At 50.8% G+C, this 18035-nt stretch carries 12 protein-coding genes and 1 tRNA gene; 3 read left to right on the top strand and 10 right to left on the bottom strand.

The genetic code is table 11. The features are described 5' to 3' along the window. Nucleotides 1-207: 207 nt before the first annotated feature. The 5 genes from HMPREF9944_RS02565 to HMPREF9944_RS02585 form a co-directional block, all read right to left on the bottom strand. Nucleotides 208-921 carry an ABC transporter ATP-binding protein gene (locus HMPREF9944_RS02565; RefSeq protein ID WP_008564263.1) on the bottom strand — a complete coding sequence of 238 codons (714 nt, stop codon included), beginning with the start codon at nt 919-921 and terminating at the stop codon, nt 208-210. A gap of 13 nt (nt 922-934) precedes the next feature. After that, nucleotides 935-3061, bottom strand: coding sequence for a cation:proton antiporter (locus HMPREF9944_RS02570; protein WP_044113322.1), 2127 nt, complete (start codon nt 3059-3061; stop codon nt 935-937). Between the two features lie 97 nt (nt 3062-3158). Further along, entirely contained in the window at nt 3159-3860 is a 702-nt protein-coding gene (locus tag HMPREF9944_RS02575; protein ID WP_008564265.1) for an SIMPL domain-containing protein, read from the bottom strand. A gap of 153 nt (nt 3861-4013) precedes the next feature. Further along, nucleotides 4014-4901, bottom strand: coding sequence for a DMT family transporter (locus HMPREF9944_RS02580; protein WP_008564268.1), 888 nt, complete (start codon nt 4899-4901; stop codon nt 4014-4016). 231 nt (nt 4902-5132) lie between these two features. Beyond that, nucleotides 5133-5894 (bottom strand): glycerophosphodiester phosphodiesterase, encoded by a 762-nt coding sequence (locus HMPREF9944_RS02585; RefSeq protein ID WP_044113241.1) that lies wholly within the window; start codon nt 5892-5894, stop codon nt 5133-5135. A 236-nt stretch (nt 5895-6130) separates the two neighbouring features. On the opposite strand from HMPREF9944_RS02585, the gene HMPREF9944_RS02590 reads away from it, so the two are divergent. After that, entirely contained in the window at nt 6131-8230 is a 2100-nt protein-coding gene (locus HMPREF9944_RS02590) for a glycoside hydrolase family 3 N-terminal domain-containing protein (RefSeq protein WP_008564270.1), read from the top strand. A gap of 646 nt (nt 8231-8876) precedes the next feature. On the opposite strand, the gene HMPREF9944_RS02595 is transcribed toward HMPREF9944_RS02590, so the two are convergent. Continuing rightward, a tRNA-Ile gene (locus HMPREF9944_RS02595) sits at nt 8877-8950 on the bottom strand. 172 nt (nt 8951-9122) lie between these two features. Between HMPREF9944_RS02595 and HMPREF9944_RS02600 the strand changes: the two genes are divergently transcribed. Together HMPREF9944_RS02600 and HMPREF9944_RS02605 are read left to right on the top strand one after the other, a co-directional pair. Continuing rightward, a complete protein-coding gene (locus HMPREF9944_RS02600) occupies nt 9123-10064 on the top strand; it encodes a bifunctional riboflavin kinase/FAD synthetase (RefSeq protein WP_008564275.1) in 942 nt (313 codons plus the stop codon). Then, nucleotides 10064-10876, top strand: a complete 813-nt coding sequence (locus HMPREF9944_RS02605) for a CPBP family intramembrane glutamic endopeptidase (protein ID WP_008564276.1) — start codon at nt 10064-10066, stop codon at nt 10874-10876. The genes HMPREF9944_RS02600 and HMPREF9944_RS02605 overlap by 1 nt, the downstream gene beginning before the upstream one ends. An 820-nt stretch (nt 10877-11696) precedes the next feature. On the opposite strand, the gene HMPREF9944_RS02615 is transcribed toward HMPREF9944_RS02605, so the two are convergent. Genes HMPREF9944_RS02615 through HMPREF9944_RS02630 form a run of 4 tightly spaced genes read right to left on the bottom strand, consistent with a single transcriptional unit; the run spans nt 11697 to nt 18034 of the window. Next, nucleotides 11697-12944, bottom strand: coding sequence for a DUF4861 family protein (locus HMPREF9944_RS02615; RefSeq protein ID WP_008564277.1), 1248 nt, complete (start codon nt 12942-12944; stop codon nt 11697-11699). Continuing rightward, a complete protein-coding gene (locus HMPREF9944_RS02620) occupies nt 12919-15309 on the bottom strand; it encodes a DUF4955 domain-containing protein (protein WP_008564278.1) in 2391 nt (796 codons plus the stop codon). The genes HMPREF9944_RS02615 and HMPREF9944_RS02620 overlap by 26 nt, the downstream gene beginning before the upstream one ends. After that, nucleotides 15306-16844, bottom strand: coding sequence for a sulfatase family protein (locus HMPREF9944_RS02625; RefSeq protein WP_008564279.1), 1539 nt, complete (start codon nt 16842-16844; stop codon nt 15306-15308). Before HMPREF9944_RS02625 ends, HMPREF9944_RS02620 begins: the two co-directional genes overlap by 4 nt. Beyond that, nucleotides 16841-18034 (bottom strand): glycoside hydrolase family 88 protein, encoded by a 1194-nt coding sequence (locus HMPREF9944_RS02630; RefSeq protein WP_008564280.1) that lies wholly within the window; start codon nt 18032-18034, stop codon nt 16841-16843. The genes HMPREF9944_RS02625 and HMPREF9944_RS02630 overlap by 4 nt, the downstream gene beginning before the upstream one ends. Between the last annotated feature and the right edge of the window lies 1 nt (nt 18035).

Here is an 18035-nt window from a genome sequence, read left to right on the forward strand (position 1 = left end):
GGTTCGTGCGTCCGCGCAAATGGAATTGAAAGCATGTCTACAGAGTTATTGGAGCGGACGCACGAACCGTGCGTCCCTACATACGTTCGAATGATTTATAATTTCAGCCATTTGACCGCGTAATATGGCTGAGATTAGCGGCTAATATGGCCTATTTTGCCGTGTAAAATGGGTGAGATTGGAATGCTATCTCCAAACGATTGGTTTTCAAAGTGTTGGCTCTTCTTCCTCGGAGGAGTTGAGGGTGGTGGCAATCGGCGGGGCGGAAGGGGTCTCGATTTCCCCGTCTTTCATGTGAATGGTGCGGTCGGTGATGGCAGCAAGACCCTCGTCGTGGGTCACAATGACGAAGGTTTGACCGAATTTCTCGCGCAGTTCGAAGAAGAGTTGGTGCAGTTCGGCCTTGTTTCTGCTGTCGAGACTGCCCGAAGGTTCGTCAGCCAAGATGACAGCAGGGCTGTTTACGAGGGCCCGGGCCACTGCCACGCGCTGCTTTTCTCCGCCCGAAAGTTCGGCAGGCTTATGGCCTGCGCGGTCGGAAAGGCCCATGAAAGCGAGCAGTTCCAAGGCACGTTGCCGGGCTTCGGCTGTGTTCTTGCCGGCGATGTAGGCCGGAATCATGATGTTTTCAAGGGCAGTGAACTCGGGCAAAAGCTGGTGGAACTGAAACACAAAGCCGATGTGGCGGTTGCGAAAGTCGCTGAGTTTGCGCGTTGAAAGGCTGCGCACGTCGATGCCATCGATAGTGATTGAACCCGTATCAGGCTTATCGAGCGTGCCGATAATCTGCAACAAGGTGGTCTTTCCGGCCCCCGAAGGCCCCACGATGCTGACGATTTCGCCTTTGTCGATGTGCAAATCGATGCCTTTCAGCACCTGAAGACTGCCGAAACTCTTGGTGATATGCTTGATGTCTATCATAATTCTATGTGTTTTAAGATTGCTTTCTGCGTCGCCGTTCCACCCATCTTGCGAGCGATTCCCACGCACTATGCTCCTCTGTATGCTGCGATTGGGAGTACGTCATCTCCTCTTGATTGCCGTATTGGTCGGGGAATATGATGAGCAGGTTGCGGCCGTTGAAGTAGCGTTTGATTTCATCGGGCAGGTATTCCAGCGCGTTCTTGTAGGAAACGGTGCCCTTTCGGGCCGTCACAATGACCAGCAGATGGTCGCCAGCGATGCTGGTTGCCAACTGTGGGAGGGCGTTCCAATGAGGCATTTCAGTGTATTCGGCGCGCACTTGTGGGTGGCGGTTGCGGATAAATTCATTGACATGAGAGAGCGTGTCGGTGCGTCCATGGAACTGAATGCGGCACTCCAAGTTGCCAGCCAAGCGAGCCAAGCGTTCCAACCAGCGGTAGAATCCGGGTTCAAACTCGGCGCGTGAGGGCACCGCAACCTGTATTCTTCGGATGGTATTCAGCGGTTGTTGAAGTCTTGCCATCATGATTTGGCGGTTCAATCCGTTGAAGAGACTCTGGTGAAACTCGCCCCAAAACCTTGAAGAAACCTCTTTATGGGTGTGCATTCCGATGAGGATTTCAGAGGCTTGGAACTCTTTAAAGGCATGCTTTATGCCGTTGGCAATGTTGGCAGCCACGCGAGTTTGCGTCTGAACACGCACATCTGAGCCGGCACAATAGCGTGTCATTTGCTCCAAAAGCCGCTTGCCTCGCTCGATATTTCGCTCCATCTGCGCGTCATCATAGACCACATTGAGGGCCACAAGCCCGCGGTTCAGCCTGCGATTCTGCATGAGAATGGCCATGTTCATCAGGCGTTCGGCATACTCGGGATACTTCACTGGGACGAGAATCTTCTCATCTGTCTCACGATTCGACTCAGATGGCATCTCTTTATCACGCAGAATGATACGCCGGGCCGCCTGTTCTGTGATGACACTTGATATGATACAGGTGAACAAAATCATGATGATTACGGCATTGAGCAGCTGTGCATCGACGACAGGAGAGCCATCTATGGCCGGCAGTTTCATGCCTATCATCACCATGGCGATGGCACCTGCGGCGTGAGCGGAGGTCAGTCCGAACATCATGTGGCCTGAACTCAGGGGCAAACGGAAGCCGATACACGACGCATAAGCGGCCAAGGCTTTGCCCAATGTGCCGAAGAAAACGATGCAAACCACGGCCCACAGAATGCCACCGCCCGCGAAAAGCAGACGCACATTGATGAGCATTCCCACGCCAATGAGGAAGTATGGAATGAAAACGGCATTGCCGATGAACTCTAATCTGTTCTTCAACGGCGACACAGATGGGATATATCGGTTCATAATCAAACCCGAAAGGAAGGCGCCAAAGATGCCTTCTAAGCCGATAGCTCCACTCAAAGCGGCACACAAAAACAGCATGGCAAGCACGAAGATGAACTGCATCACGGCGTCACTATAGCGGCGGAGGAACCACCGGGTGAGCCGCGGTAGCAGAAAAATCACGCCGGTGCAGTAGACAATGAACTTCACTGTGAAGGTCAACCAGAATGTGATGCCGCCCTCACCGCTGCTGGATGCCACGATGGCCGCAAGGAAGATGAGGGCGAAAAGGAAAGAAATCATGCTCGAACCTACGCTCAACGTGACACCGGGCTTACGCTGCAAGCCGTATCGACTGACGATAGGATAGGTCACAAGTGTGTTACTTGCCATGATACAACCCAGCAACAAGGCGGACGTAATACTGTATCCAAGCAACCGAATGCCGGCAAAATAGGTGAGCAAAAAGGGCACACTGAACGTCAACAGCCCAAAAATAATCAGGCGATTCTTGTTTTTCCGCACGCTCTCCATATCCATTTCGAGGGCCGCAAGAAACATGATATAGTAGAGACCTACGCGCCCAAAGAGTTCGAAAGAGTCGTCGCGGACGAGTATGTTCAGCCCGTATCGCCCCACAACTACGCCAGCCAACACCATTCCAATGATGTGTGGAATGCGCAATTTCCCCATGATAATCGGTGCAAGAAGGATTATCAGCAACACCACAAAGAAGACAAGCGTGGGGTCTGTGATGGGAAAATAGTGGGCAAACAGTAGCATATCCGGCACAAAGTTACACATAAAATGCCGAAAAATGACTATTGTCGCCACGCAAAATGAAATAAAATGTCGTGCTGGCGCGCTGCTGTGACCGCGCTCAATCCTTCAACGAATATGTCACCGTCGTCACTACCCTCACCTTTTTGATGTAGGGTGTGTTCGAGTCGCGGTCTTCGATGCTGAATTGTCCTTGGTCGGCACTCACGATTTTGTCGAGTTTCGAGTGGCTGTTCTTGGCAAACTGTTGGGCTGTGGTCTCGGCGTTGGCAATGGCTTCCTGCATCATGCGCGGCTTCATGGCCTTGAACGAAACATATTCGTATTCGATATTCGTGTCATAGTCACCCGCAACGATGGCGATGCCCTGCTTCAGTAACTCGCCTTGGCGGGCAATAATACTCCTCACGAGGTCCACCTTGCGTGAGGTGACCGTGATAACAAGCGTGGCATAATAGCGATATTCCCGGTCGTTAGACGAATATTGCTCGGCTTTCACATCAGTTACTTTCGGAGCATTGATGCTAATCTCGCTGGGTTGAATGCCGTTCTTGATGAGGAAGGCTCTGATCTTCTGCTGTTTCACGGCAATGCGGTCGTAAAGCAGGGGAAGTTCGTCGCCAACTTCCTTGGCCACGATGGGCCACGTCACTTTGTCGGCCGCAACTTCCCGTTCGGCCAATCCCTTCACGCTCACCTTGCGGTCTTTGTTGGCGTAGTTGTCGATACCACCTTTGATGAAAAGGCCCAAAGCCATGATGCCTATGGCGATGATGGCTGCTGACAAGATTCTTTCTTTCATACGATGAATAACTTTAAGGTTTGGAAATTAGAACATGATTTGGTTTCGCTTTTAAAACGTTGAAGCCATCCCTTTTAGTATGTTTTGGCAGACTTGCACATGATAAAATAATGATTCGTTTCCTCTTTCCGCTTTTTTATAACGCCACATCCCTCATATTCCTTTGGCTTGGTTGGCAATATAGACGCCAAAGAGTATCAATGCACTACCAATATAGGCCATAAGCGTCATGGGCTCATTGAGGAACAGCGCTCCGGCAATGACGGTCGTGACCGGATTCAGGTAGATATAGTTCGAAGCTTTCATGGCTCCGATTTTACGGATAACCCAACTCCAAAGCACAAAGCACACGAACGATGCCACGAAGCCCAAGAACAGCAGGTTAGTCCAGATGTCCAGTCTGAGAAAATCGCCCAGCGGGAATGTCCACGGCTTGAAAACGAACACTGGCAATATGGTGAGTAGCCCGTAAAAGAAGACTTTTCGGGTGATGAATACAGCTCCATAGCGTGCCGATGCCCGTTTCATCAGCAAGCTATATATGGCCCATGCCACGGCAGCGGCCAAGGCAAGGAGGTCACCAAGGGGATTAAGATGGAGCACGAAGTGGCCGTTGAAGATGACGACGCCCACACCGGCCAGCGCAATCAATGATCCTGCGATGAGTCGAGGGTCGGCCTTGACGCTTTTCACCATGGCAATAGCCATGCAAGTGGTGAGAAGAGGGGCCGTACAGACAATGAATGACACGTTGGTGACATAGCTGATACCCACCGCCATGTTCTCGGAAAGGAAGTAAAGTGAGCCACCCGTGATGCCAAGAAGGGCCATCAAGGCTTCGTCTTTCCATGTGTTGCTGAACAAACGCTTGGGAGAGATAAACCAAATGCAGGCGTAGGCAATCAGGAAGCGCAGCAGGAAAATCTCTTGGGGCTGCAGTCCGCCCAAGATAAGATACTTCGTATTGATGAAAGTTCCGCCCCAACAGAGCACGGTAACAATGCCAACGATATGCGCCCCGATTGATTTTCTTTCATTCATTTCCCCGTTTCTTCTCGTTTTTCCGTTTGCAAAGTTAGCCTTTTTCTTTCGTTTCCGCAACACCGCCTGCACTTTTGCTTGCCAACACGGTGCCGCCGGTGTTGTGATATGGCCCATATTGCCGTGTAATCTCAGCCATTTTACCGCGCAATATGGCTGAGATTGCACGGTAAAATGGCTGAGATTAGATCGCAATAGGAGCTGAAACGATTCTCAGGGTCAGAAAGACAGTTACTCATCGCACACGCTCATGGCCTCAAGAGGCTTGTTGGTCGTGATGAAATCCACGCCAAGTTGCTTCATCGCCCGCATGTCTTCGACCTTGTTTACCGTCCAAACGTTCACGTCCATGTTCAATCTGTGGGCCTCGGCTACCCAATCAGGGTGCTTGCGCAGCACTTTCAGCTGGTAGTCTATGCCTGTGATGCCGTCTCGGGCGAGCGTTTCGGGTGCAATGTCGCCGTTCAAGTAGGCCACGCGAGCCTTGGGAGCGCATCTCACCAGCTCTTTACACACGTCAAGACTGAAAGAAATATACTCCACTTTGCCGGCCACGCCGTATTTCTCTACGGCTTTCACCGCCGCTTGCGCTGCAGCAAGATTGGCATTCCGCTCGGCATGCTTCTTGATTTCGATGATCAGCTTCGTGGAACTCTTGGTTTTCCTCATCATTTTCAAGAAGGTTTTCAGTTCGGGCATGCGCTCTCCGTTCGCCAAAACCAGTTTTTTGCATTGCGCATAAGTGGAGGTTTGAATAGTGACGCCCCCAAACGACGGGTCATGGTTCACCATCAGATGGCCATCGGCAGTGATCCAGATATCGGTTTCAGAGCCATAGATGTTCAATTCGAGGGCATTCTGAAGCGAAGCCCGTGAGTTTTGCGCCGCACCCTCCTTGTCCCAATATCCTCTATGGGCAATCACTCGGGTTTGGGCGCCTACATTCAAGGCCAACATGAATGCCGCCAGCAGCATGATCGGTTTCTTTTTCATTGTATATCAGAATTAAAATAAACGCTGCAAAGGTAAAGTTATTCACAAGAAAAACAAAATAATCGGGCAGGAAAAAGCGTATCGGACGCTCTCTTTGCCGATGTACGACGACATTTGCGGCCCGCTTGGCATAGATTATCATCGTTTTTATTATCTTTGTAGCGTCATATCGCTAACCTTTCAGGCACATGAGGACAATCCTTTTAACGATTTTAATGATGACTTCTATGACAAATATGGCACAGACCAAGGAGAAACAGATGCAACAAAAGGCGCGTCGCCTCATCAATATGATGACGCTCGACGAGAAAATCAGCCAGATGATGAACGAAACGCCAGGCATTCCGCGCCTCGGAATCAAGCCTTATGACTGGTGGAACGAGGGACTTCACGGCGTTGGAAGGGACGGACGGGCCACCGTTTTCCCCCAACCTATCGGCATGGGTGCCACGTTTAATCCGGCTTTAATCAGGCAGATTGGCGACGCAATTGCCACAGAAGGCCGCGCAAAATACAACGTTGCGCAACGCAATAACAACTATGCTCGCTACACAGGGCTTACATTTTGGTCGCCAAACATCAACATCTTCCGCGACCCAAGATGGGGTCGGGGCATGGAAACTTACGGAGAAGACCCGTTTCTCACGGGCACATTGGGCATCGCCTACGTGCAGGGAATGCAGGGAAACGACCCGTTCTATCTGAAAGTGGCAGCCTGCGGAAAGCATTATGCGGTGCATTCGGGCCCCGAAGCCACGCGCCATGAGGCCAATGTCTCGCCCACCAAGCGCGACCTTTTCGAGACTTATCTGCCTGCTTTCAAGATGCTTGTGCAGCAAGGTCATGTAGAAGCCATCATGGGAGCCTACAACCGCGTCTACGGCGAAGCCTGTTCGGGCAGCAAATATCTGCTGACCGACGTGCTCAGAAAGCAGTGGGGGTTCCGCGGACACATTGTTTCCGACTGCGATGCCGTGGCAGATATCCATGCAGGACACAAGATAGTGAAGACCGAAGCAGAGGCTTGTGCCATCGCAATCAAGGCAGGTTTGAACATAGAATGCGGGCACACGTTCGAAGCAATGAAGCAGGCTGTGGCGCAAAAGCTGCTGACTGAGCAGGAAATCGACCGTGCATTGCTGCCTTTAATGATGACAAGACTGAAGTTAGGTATATTAGAATACGACGCAGAATGCCCCTACAACGAAGTCAAGGAAACCGAAATTTGCAGCCCGGAGCATATCGCCTTGGCCCGCAAGGCAGCTACGGAAAGCATGGTACTCCTCAAGAACAACGGCATACTTCCGCTTGACAAGAACCTCCATACCCTCTTTATTGCCGGCCCGGGAGCGTCGGATTCCTTCTGGCTCATGGGCAATTACTTCGGCATTTCCAACCGTTATTGCACCTATCTTCAAGGCATTGCCGACAAAGTAAGCAGCGGAACGGCCGTCAATTTCCGCCCCGCTTTCGGGGAAAGCACGCCCACCAAGAACACCATCAACTGGGCGTTGGACGAGGCTATCGCTGCAGAAAAGACCATAGTTGTCATGGGAAACAACGGAAATCTTGAGGGAGAAGAGGGCGAATCCATCGCTTCTGAGACCCGCGGAGACCGTGTTTCAATGCGTTTACCAGCGTCACAAATGAAGTTCCTCCGCGACTTAAAAGCCCGAAAAAACGGCATCGTGGTCGTATTGACAGGCGGAAGCCCCATCGACGTGCGTGAAATCAGTCGCTTGGCCGACGCTGTTGTCATGGCATGGTACCCCGGACAAGAGGGCGGTTACGCCTTGGCCGACTTGCTATTCGGCGACGAGAACTTCAGTGGACGGCTGCCCGTGACCTTCCCCGAAAGCACAGATGCACTGCCACCCTTCGAGGATTACGCGATGAAAGGGCGCACCTATAAATACCAAACGGCCCACATTCAATATCCGTTTGGCTACGGACTCTCCTACACCACCGTCACCTATGCCCATGCAAAGGTCGAAACCATGCCGCAGAAAGGCCGGGGCATGACCGTCAGTGCAGTGCTGAAGAACACCGGAAACAAGGCCGTCGACGAGGTGGCACAGGTATATCTCTCCGCTCCGGGAGCCGGAACGACGGCCGCTTTAGCCTCACTCGTAGCCTTCAAACGCATCGGTCTGCAGCCCGGCGAACAACAGTTGGTCCGTTTCGACATTCCTTTCGACCGACTACTCACCGTTCAGGAAGACGGAACTGCACAGCTCTTGAAAGGCAACTACACCATAACTGTAGGCGGAGCAGCCCCCGGCGAGCGCACGAAAGCATTGGGCATAAGTATGACAACAACCGCCTTCCACCTTTGAACATTGAACTTTGAACATTAAACTTTATGATTTGCGCCCTTTCTGTAAGCGTCGGGCAAATCATAAAGCAAGGAGAACACACCCTTTTCATTAGAACAAAACGTCGCTTTCTTCAGAAGGAAACATCGCTTCCATCAGAAAGAAACGTTGCTTGCGTCAGAGAAAAACATTCTTGCATCAGAGAGAAACGTTGCTTGCGTCAGAGGGAAATAGTCTTTCCATAGGCATTCCGTCCCTTTTCCTCCTATTCTCATGCGCTTATCACCATGGAGATAAGACTTTATCACCATGGTGATAAACATTTATCTCCATGGTGATAAGATTCTATCTCCACGGTGATAATGCTATTCCTTCCGCAGCAAAAAGTGGCAAGAACGGTTGGAAATCCAACTACCTCCCCTTTATTGCCGTCTCCGCCCGGCAATAAAAATCCTCAATTGCAGGGAAACGATGGCCCAACTTCACGCCGGCCAAGGAACAACTCGGCAAATCCTATCATGGTTGATTGCCGTTTCATAAAGCAAAGATGCTGAAAATAATGAAATGAAGAAAATGGAAAAACAAGTGTTCTGCAGCCGTCTCACCTTATCTATAAAAAGAAAATATCAGCAACTCAAGCTGCTTCTAAGTTGCTGATTTCCTGAAGTGGACCAGCCAGGGCTTGAACCTGGGACCTCCAGATTATGAGTCTGTTGCTCTAACCAACTGAGCTACAAGTCCGGGAAACTGATGATTCGCGTGCAAAGATAGTGGGTTTTGAGGAGAAAACCAAATAAATGGCGAAAGAAATCAGGAAAAAAAGACTATCTTTGCATAAAATTGCGGCATAAGCCCATTGCAGTCAGGGGCCCACATGCCCACTGTTGCCCCACGCTCAAAGGAATCCAAGGTTATGAACACAATATTTTTAAGTGAGGAAAACAACGCCATTGCGCCCTGCGTAGCTACCATCGGCTTCTTCGATGGCGTACATCGGGGTCATCAGTTCCTCATCAAGCAGGTCAAAGAAGCTGCAAAAGCCGGCGGATTTGCCTCAACCGTGATCACGTTTGACCGTCATCCGCGACAGGTTTTGCACAGCAACTACGTGCCACAACTGCTGACTACACTCGAAGACAAGCTGCTGTTGCTCTCGAAAACAGGCATCGACAACACCGCGGTGCTACATTTCGACGAGGCAATGGCACGTCTTTCGGCCTTTGAATTCATGCAACAAGTGCTCTGCGACCGGCTGAAAGTGAAGCAGCTCATCATCGGTTACGACAACCGTTTCGGCCATAACCGCGAGGAAAAGTTCGACGATTACGCGCGATACGGCCGCGAATTAGGCATCGAAGTCGTTCATTCCGAGGCCTTTCTTCTGCATGGTGTCAACGTCAGTTCATCGGTCATTCGGTCTTTCCTACAGGCCGGCGAGGTGGAAATGGCCCGCCAATGCCTCGGCTATCCTTACACCTTTGTCGGTAAAGTGGTGCATGGCTACGGGCAAGGTCGCAAGATGGGCTTCTCGACAGCCAACATCGACACGTCTGAAAGCGGCCAACTCACGCCCGAACCGGGCGTATATGCCGTGACCATAAAGGTTGAAAACGATGCCGAAGTGCACCATGGTATGATGAATATCGGCACACGTCCCACGTTCGAAGGCCAGAAATTGACGCAGGAAGTGCACCTTTTCGACTTCGATGGCGACCTCTACAACAAGCAAATCCACGTGTCTTTCGTCCACCGTATCCGCGAAGAGAGGCGGTTCAACAACGCGTTTGAACTGGCAGAGCAGCTTCGGAAAGACCGTTCACAAATAAAAGAACAACTCAAAAACGAAATAGAATAATGAACAAAACAGGCAAAACAATACTTGATACACTGCTGTATCTCGTCACATTCGTCATCATTCAGCTTGCCATTCCCTTGATTCTTGTGGTCGGTTATATGCACTTCTATCCCGATCCCCAGCAGGATTTTGGAAACATTCTCACCCAAAACGTAACGCTCAACATCGCATCTTCCATCATCGGCAGCCTCATTGTCATCGCCCTTTTCATCAAGTTGGGCTGGATATCGAGGTCACGTGCCTATCTTGTTTCGCGCCCTTGGGCCACGCTGATGTGGGTAGTTCTTGCGGCAATCGGCATTATCATTCCGGCTTCCGGACTTGAAGAACTGTTCAAAGTGGATATGCCCGAGCAGCTTGAAGTGCTTTTCACACGAATGATGCACGAGCCTTTAGGCTATGTGGCCATAGGAATCTTGGGACCGCTTGCTGAAGAAATCGTGTTCCGTGGTGCTATTATGCGCACGCTTCTCAAGCTTTTCGGGAGCAAACCTTGGATTGCTGTCGCGATTTCCGCAGCCGTTTTCGGACTTGTCCACGGTAATTCGGCTCAGTTTCTACATGCATTCCTGTTGGGTTTACTGCTGGGTTGGATGTTCTACCGCACAGGAAGTATCGTGCCTGGTGTAGTGCTTCATTGGGTCAACAACACCATTGTCTATGTCATGGCCAATCTAATGCCGGGCTTTGAAAATGCAACCTTGAGTCAGCTTGCAAATGGGAAGCCTGTTGTTATCGCTCTTTACATCTTCTTCTCATTGTGTATTCTCGTGCCCGCCATTGTGCAATTGAACCAGCGCCTCAGGCGGTAGGGCCCACAGTCTCGCCCAAATCGTTTTTCAATCTCAGCCATTTTATGCGCTAATATGGCCCATATTGCACGGTAATATGGGTGAGATTGGCGCACAAAATGACTGAAATTAGAACGCAAGATATAAGCCGTTGATTATCAATCCGGTTGACAGTTGATGAGTAGATGAGTGGACAAGTTGATTGTTGCCCGGTATGTAGGGACGCACGGCCCGTGCGTCCACTCCAACGGCCATGTACATTCGCTCAAAAAACCATGCATTTGTATTTCATTCATCTTGAACGGACGCACGAGCCGTGCGTCCCTACAACCCTATCACGGCCAGATTGATACGTAAAATGGAGATAGGACGAGGGCGCTCGAATGCATGTAGGGACGCACGGCCCGTGCGTCCGCTCCAACGGCCATGTGCATTCGCTCAAAAACCATGCATTTGCGTTTCATTCATCTTGCGCGGACGCACGAGCCGTGCGTCCCTACATGCCCCTTGCCTGCAAATCATTTTTTAATAGAACTAATCATAAAAGTCAAAGTTCAAAATTCAAACTTCAAAGTCAATATCCCGACGACCTTATCATGGCCGGATTGATGCGTAAAATGAGGGAATTTACAGGCATGAAAAAGCCTCCTTCCATGTTGTTACTGCATAAAAGGAGGGATGATACAGCAACGCTTCTGCATGTCAGGAGGCTAAGGGCGTGTTCAAATCCGCCTGATGCGCTTGCAAAAGAAGCGTGATTCGAACACCGATATGTCTTATTTGAAGTTTGTTTCCAAGCACAAAGCCTACGTTATTCTAACGTGCTTTGCCGTAATATATTTTATTTGAGGTTTATTTTCAAGGGTTCTTTCAAGGTAGAGCAGAAATATTCGATTTCATGTTGCCATGCCTTTTGGTCTCTGATGCCCGATCCCGGCCAGCCAGCACCGAAATAATAGGTGATTTTCTCATGCGGATTGATGGTCGTTTCGCACACGGCATGCCCCGAAACGCCTTTACACAAGCGCGTATTTTGCAGCATGCGCGGTCGCGATTTCACGTTGGGAAAGAGCACACCCACGTAGATTTGGAGGTTATGTCCATCGGGATTGTCGGTCGGATCGGCGTATTGCACGTAGTCATTGCCCAGCCGGACCGTCTCTTTACCGGCATCGTGGACGACAAATCCGGCACAGAACTTCTGCCGATGACGCAGGTTTTCATACCAAACGGTGATGCGATTGAAGCTCGATCCCTTGTCGAGTGTGATCAAACGGTGCTCAATCAAGCCGTTTTCTCCATTCACATTCACGGGCAGATAGATGAATTCTGCACTGAAACGCAGGGGCCCATTGTCGCGCACATGGTATTCCTTGAAGCAGTAGGGCATGACAATGCTGTCGCCAATCATCAGCGCCGGGGCTCCACAACCCAGCGTCGGACCCACTTTATAGCAGTCGAGTCCGTTGCCATGGTCGCGATGTAGCGAGTTATTGAGGCTGATACTGTCAGCCTCTTGCTGCTTTCCAAGGCTACGAAGTCGCTTTTCTTCCTGATTGGCTTCATACACTTTGGCATAGCGTTCGGCCACGACGAGCCCGGGAACCGACTTCAACCAGACGTCGAAACCAAAGGCTTTCTCGCCCGTTTGCTGCAAGGCCGGACCGTAAGCACGGTAGGCACAGCGATCGTTTTCCCATGCGAAATCGTCCACACGCCACGGATATAGCCGCCCGTCTACGGCCGATTGGAAGGCGCGGGGCATGCCGCAAGTGATATGAAACACGGCTTTTCGCTGTGGAGAAACGGCCGCTTCGACGAGCAAAAGACTGTCGGCGGTGAGCTGATAGACCACTTGTTGTTTGAAAACATTGCGCACGATGAGGGGCGAACCGTAGGCACGTCCCAGGCGTTGATAGACCTTTTTGGCATCGACCTCAACCACTTGCACACGCTGAACGGGCGTGGGATTGCTGACAACGAGGTCGATTGACTGTGCATGGACAGCCATCGGGAGTGCGAACATGGCGCAAACGAGCCAACTTCCTGCCCGCTTTGAGCGACTATTGCTGAATGATTTTCTTTCCATTTTTAATAACAATTCCTTTATAGGTTGTGCCAACTTGTTGGCCTTGCAGGTTATATATCGCGTCAATTTTCGGTGTCCGGTGTTCGCAAATCAGCTCTGTGAGCCCGGTGGTTACGACGTTTCCCGACGCATCTTTCACGATAATGTCATAGAGAAAGTTGCCATTGACGGTCGTCAACAGCACATCTCCGTCGGCTTTTACCTTGCCGATGCTCTCTTGAACGAGTGAAGGATCGTCGGGAGCTGCGAAACCTTTCACGACATCCAGATTGGAAACGGCCTTGAGATAGCGTGCATCTTGGCTCGAAGCCGACTTGCTATGAACAATGATTTGCTGGCCCTTCTTGCAATCAGGGATAAGAATAGCAATGGCATTCGCGTTCAATCGGAGCACACGATAACCCTCGTCGCAACAGAGCATGAGCTTTCCGGGGCCAAGAATCTTGCAGACATCGTTCACATATACGCCGAAACGCAATCGCTTCGTACATTCCGGTTCCTTGCCGTTTACTGAAATCAGGGTCGTATATTTCTTGATATCCTTGGGCAAAATCTTCTTAGAACCGCTCGAAACGCCCAAGGCTTGCTGGTTGATATAATAGTTGCGGCCGGCATCCTGCCCCTTGTTCCAATTGGTATCCTGCTCAAACAAGGCCTTATCTTCCGTCGACATCACTGTGAAGTCCCATGTTGTCTTGGCCGTTTGCACGTTCGCCATCCACGACTTTATCCAATCAGGAATGCGACCCAAGCGTTTCTCCAACTGTGCCACATAGAGCGAGCGAGGGTTGACGGCCTGTCCTTGGGCCTCGTTTCGCTTCATCTGATCGGTGACAAACGGGATATGCGCTCCATGGAAGCCCACAACGGTAGGCGGTAACGACTTATACCAGATGGAACGTACGGTTTCCCACCACGAGAATGGGAAATCTTGGGGGTTTGTCGTCGTGCATTCGAAGTTCCATATCGTGAGGTCGTCCAAATGATTGGGCATCTGTGACAGCGAACCACCCATACGCAATTGCATGAAACCACCTTTGCAGCAGTCGAAGAGCGTTGCCCTCGGCTGTGTTGCATGGCTTTCGAAGCAGGCATCGCTGCCCCATTGACAATTCCAAATGACGTTTCCGATGCTCGGTTTCGACACACCGCAGGCATGAAACTGGCCCAGTCCCACCCGATGGTCCTTGAAGTTCTTGTCGCTCGTCATGTAACCGTCGCTGTGGTCATAGACATTGGCAATCAATCCACGTGACGAACTCGCCATGCGGACAGCAGAATGGCCTCTGTTTCCGGTAATTTCCACATCGTAGCACACGACGTTTGCACAGTCTTGAAAGGTGGCACAGCCGCTGACACTCTCGAAAGAGACACGCCGCAGCCATGAATTGACAAGCCGAATGAAGTCGAGAATGTTGTAACCTCCGTCATCATTCCAAGAACCATGGTGCTTGAAGTGCGGATTGGCCTTGCCTCTGAATGTCACATCTTCTATTCCCAGCCCTTCATAATGGCGATATTCGGTGAGTTCCCAGCCGTCACTGGGCTTGACGGCATGCATAATGGGTTCTTCAAAGGTCACTTCATTGCCCGAAATGGCTTTGATTTGATGGTAATCAACGACCGTCGCACCGCTTTGTGTGAGGTTGGTCATTGTTGTTTCGGGCGTTCTGCCTTGGAGTTCCTCCTTGATGACCAAAGGATCTTTATTCGGTTTCATGTAGAGACGCACCCATTGGCCTACAGCCAACTTGCTGGTGTCGTCTACTTTGACCTTGAACGTGTTCTTGGTAGCGGCTCCAACGACCGTGGCATAGCTTTTCGGGGTCTTTGTCCCATAGTTCAAGAGACCCAACATCGACGGAGAACTATAGAGAATCTTCTCATCTGCCGGCAGCATCGGGGCCGTCATGGTGAGGAAAGTCTTGTCACGTCCGGCGCCTTTCAGTATGACATCGTTCGCAGCCAGATTGATACGGACCGACTTTTTCTTGTTGGTAGCAGCGTCTATGACGTCATCTTCTTCGGAATGAAGAATGAATTCTCCTTCCGGAAAATAGATGATAGCGTGGGCTTTCACGTTATATCCGATTTTCTTGATAACCTTTTCCAAAGCCTGTCTGTCCGATTTTCCATCGTTGGGAACGGCTCCATAGTCCATGACATTATAGACGGTGTAGCCCGGATAGCTTTCGGGCGGAAGTGAAAGGCCATGATTATAGCCTGCATACGAGAAATCCAACAACACGTTATCCTTGGAATTCGTGGCAAATTCATTCCATGCCGTGGTGTAAGGCCCTTGCGCACAGACAGGCAAAGCAGCCATCAAGCTGCCCAAGAGCCATAGTTTCTTGTTGTGTTTCATTTCTTATATTTTAAGATTTCGTTTAATATGCCTTGCTTGTACCATGGGTCGTCGATCTCATGCAGCAGCTCTCCCAATCTCAAGCAAAGCTTTTCATAGTCTATCGGTCGGTCGGTCGGAGTGATATTATGCAACTGATAAGGGTCGTTCCAGTCGTCGAAGAAGAGTGTTTTCACACGTTTGTGTTTCCTATTGATATAGAACGCCAGTGTGTAACGGCCAGTCTTGATGCCTCGGGCGGAAGGGAAATAATCGCTGACAATGCCTTCTGCGTTCTTTGTTCCGTCCATATTCTGAATGTAGAGTGCGGCATCGGGCCGCTTCACTGCGGCTTTTCCGTTGATGAACAAAGCCGAATAGTCGCGTCCCTGCACGCTGTGGGGCACCTTGTTTCCCAAGCCTGCCAATCCAAGAAGGGTCGGCATGATATCCGGAGACGACAGCAATAGTGAGTCAACCCGTGGAGTGAGCCTTCCGGGATAGCGTGCCATGAAAGGTATGTTCATTGATTCGGCATAGGGAGAGTTCTTAGGATCCTCCGTACCTTGGCTGCACATGGTCTCTCCATGGTCAGAAGCAAAGACCACAATCGTGTTCTTTTCGAGGCCCGCTTCCTTCAAAGCGTCCAATATTTTGCCGAAAGCTCTATCCACACCTGTGACAGATGCGAAGTAGAAAGCAGCCGAACGGGTCTTTAACATGGTTCGGTCGGCATTGTCACGCACCAGCAGACTGTCGATAGGACGGTCCTTATAGCGGGCGTAGTCCTCGGGCATACAGTCGGCTTCTGACCGATATGGGCTGTGAGGAGGGTTCATGGCGACCATCAAAAAGAATGGGCGTTTGGCATCTCTAACCCCATTTTTGTTCTTGATATAGTCTGCAGCGACCTTCGCTTCGTGCAAGGGAGACCACTCATGCGGCTCATGTTTCTTGCCGTTTGTATCCCAATAATGCGGATTCTTATGTACATCGTAGGTGCCATAAGCGTACCAGAAGTTGAAACCGTGCCGCCGTTCGGCCGGAGTATAGGCGTCCCAAACGGGCATAATGTCCTCCACATAGTGGCCGGGACGGTCAGGATCGTTCCTTTCGGGGCGGTCGGCGTGTAGCTTTCCAATGTATCCGCAGTCGTAACCGGCCGCTTTGAACACGTCGCCCATGCATATCGTCTCCTGACGGATATAACTGAAGGGGCGAGTAGAGTTGCAATTGACGGGAACGCCGCTGCGGTTGGGATACATACCGGTGAGCAAACTGCCGCGATGTGGGCTACTTAGCGGGAAATTACTCATGGCCGAGGTCAGAACGACGGCCTCATGGGCAAACTGATTCAGGCGAGGCGTATACGTAGGGTCGCCTTTGAACTTCACATGTTCAGCGTAACCGGGACGCTGCCATATCCCCAATGCGCAGTTACGGAACTGATCGGGGAACACATAGACGACATTCGGACGCGTGGTTTGACCGCCCGCAGCATACATCATCTGCGGACTCAAGGCCAAGGCGCCTAAGAACAACTTTCCGTTTTTCATTTTCTTCTCGTTAAGGCTTCCAGAAAATAGTAGTCGGCATAGTTCAATGGGACATCAATCTCATTGTTATGTGGAATGCTTCCCACAGAGTGCATCAGCAAGAAACAGCCGTTCTTGCCTAATGGTGCACGGTATTCGGGTGTCGAAAGCGACTGCATAATCCTGTCAGCCAGCGTCGCATAGCCACTATCCGGAAGATATTCGTTCATTTCATACAGGGCGGAGGCCACGCAGGCAGCACTCGAAGCATCGCGAGGTTCGTTGGGTATGTTCGGTGCATCAAAGTCCCAATAGGGCACAAGGTCGTCGGGAAGGTTCTTGTTGTGCATGATAAAGTTCAAAGAAGCAACGGCCCTGTCTAAGTATTTCTTGTTGCGTGTGTACCGATAGCAGGTAGTATAGCCGTAAACAGCCCATGCCTGCCCTCTTGCCCAAGCACTGTTGTCAGCATATCCCTGTGCCGTTTGCCGGTGAAGCACCTCACCTGTCGTCGGATTATAATCGACTACATGATAGCAACTGCCGTCCGGACGAAACTGATTCTTCAACGTTGCATCGGCATGGGTAATGGCTACGTTCCAGAAAGTGGAGTCTCCGCTCAGGCGGGTTGCCTCGAACAGCAGTTCAAGGTTCATCATATTGTCGATGATGACGGGGCATGTCCAGCCGCGTTTCGACTGCCATCCCTTGTCAGTATTCCATGACTGAATGACTCCGGCCCCTTTCCGAAAGCGCGTGCAAAGCGACTTTGCTGTCTGAATGATAACTTTCTTGTATGCCTTGGTGGGCTGTAACCGATAGTTGTTCAAGTAACTTGAACCTATCATAAAGCCGACATCGTGGTGCCACTTCAGGTATTGTATGGAGTCTAACACCTCGGTGAAGCGCTTGGATTGTTGCAACCACGACTTGTCATTGGTCAACCGATAGAGGTAGTACAGGCTTCCTGCAAAGAAACCCGAGCACCAATCATCGGTCGGAATATACACCATGCGGCTCATCTTGTCGATGGTTTTGGGGATACGGACGGCACCTTTTCGGCCAATTTGGTCGAGCATCAACGAATATTGCCGTGATGCAAAGACGATGTCTTCGCTCATGGTGTTACATACATTCCCTTGATTGGCCATGCAAAGGGCCGGAGTCAGCAGAAAAACTCCTGCTGCGAGCAGCAATTTTCTTATTTTCATG

It is taken from the genome of Segatella maculosa OT 289 (genome assembly GCF_000243015.1).
Lineage (GTDB): Bacteria > Bacteroidota > Bacteroidia > Bacteroidales > Bacteroidaceae > Prevotella > Prevotella maculosa.

Coding starts and splice junctions, on each gene's coding strand:
- HMPREF9944_RS02565 (WP_008564263.1), bottom strand. CDS start 921: ATGATAGACATCAAGCATATCACCAAGAGTTTCGGCAGTCTTCAGGTG.
- HMPREF9944_RS02570 (WP_044113322.1), bottom strand. CDS start 3,061: ATGCTACTGTTTGCCCACTATTTTCCCATCACAGACCCCACGCTTGTC.
- HMPREF9944_RS02575 (WP_008564265.1), bottom strand. CDS start 3,860: ATGAAAGAAAGAATCTTGTCAGCAGCCATCATCGCCATAGGCATCATG.
- HMPREF9944_RS02580 (WP_008564268.1), bottom strand. CDS start 4,901: ATGAATGAAAGAAAATCAATCGGGGCGCATATCGTTGGCATTGTTACC.
- HMPREF9944_RS02585 (WP_044113241.1), bottom strand. CDS start 5,894: ATGAAAAAGAAACCGATCATGCTGCTGGCGGCATTCATGTTGGCCTTG.
- HMPREF9944_RS02590 (WP_008564270.1), top strand. CDS start 6,131: ATGGCACAGACCAAGGAGAAACAGATGCAACAAAAGGCGCGTCGCCTC.
- HMPREF9944_RS02600 (WP_008564275.1), top strand. CDS start 9,123: ATGAACACAATATTTTTAAGTGAGGAAAACAACGCCATTGCGCCCTGC.
- HMPREF9944_RS02605 (WP_008564276.1), top strand. CDS start 10,064: ATGAACAAAACAGGCAAAACAATACTTGATACACTGCTGTATCTCGTC.
- HMPREF9944_RS02615 (WP_008564277.1), bottom strand. CDS start 12,944: ATGGAAAGAAAATCATTCAGCAATAGTCGCTCAAAGCGGGCAGGAAGT.
- HMPREF9944_RS02620 (WP_008564278.1), bottom strand. CDS start 15,309: ATGAAACACAACAAGAAACTATGGCTCTTGGGCAGCTTGATGGCTGCT.
- HMPREF9944_RS02625 (WP_008564279.1), bottom strand. CDS start 16,844: ATGAAAAACGGAAAGTTGTTCTTAGGCGCCTTGGCCTTGAGTCCGCAG.
- HMPREF9944_RS02630 (WP_008564280.1), bottom strand. CDS start 18,034: ATGAAAATAAGAAAATTGCTGCTCGCAGCAGGAGTTTTTCTGCTGACT.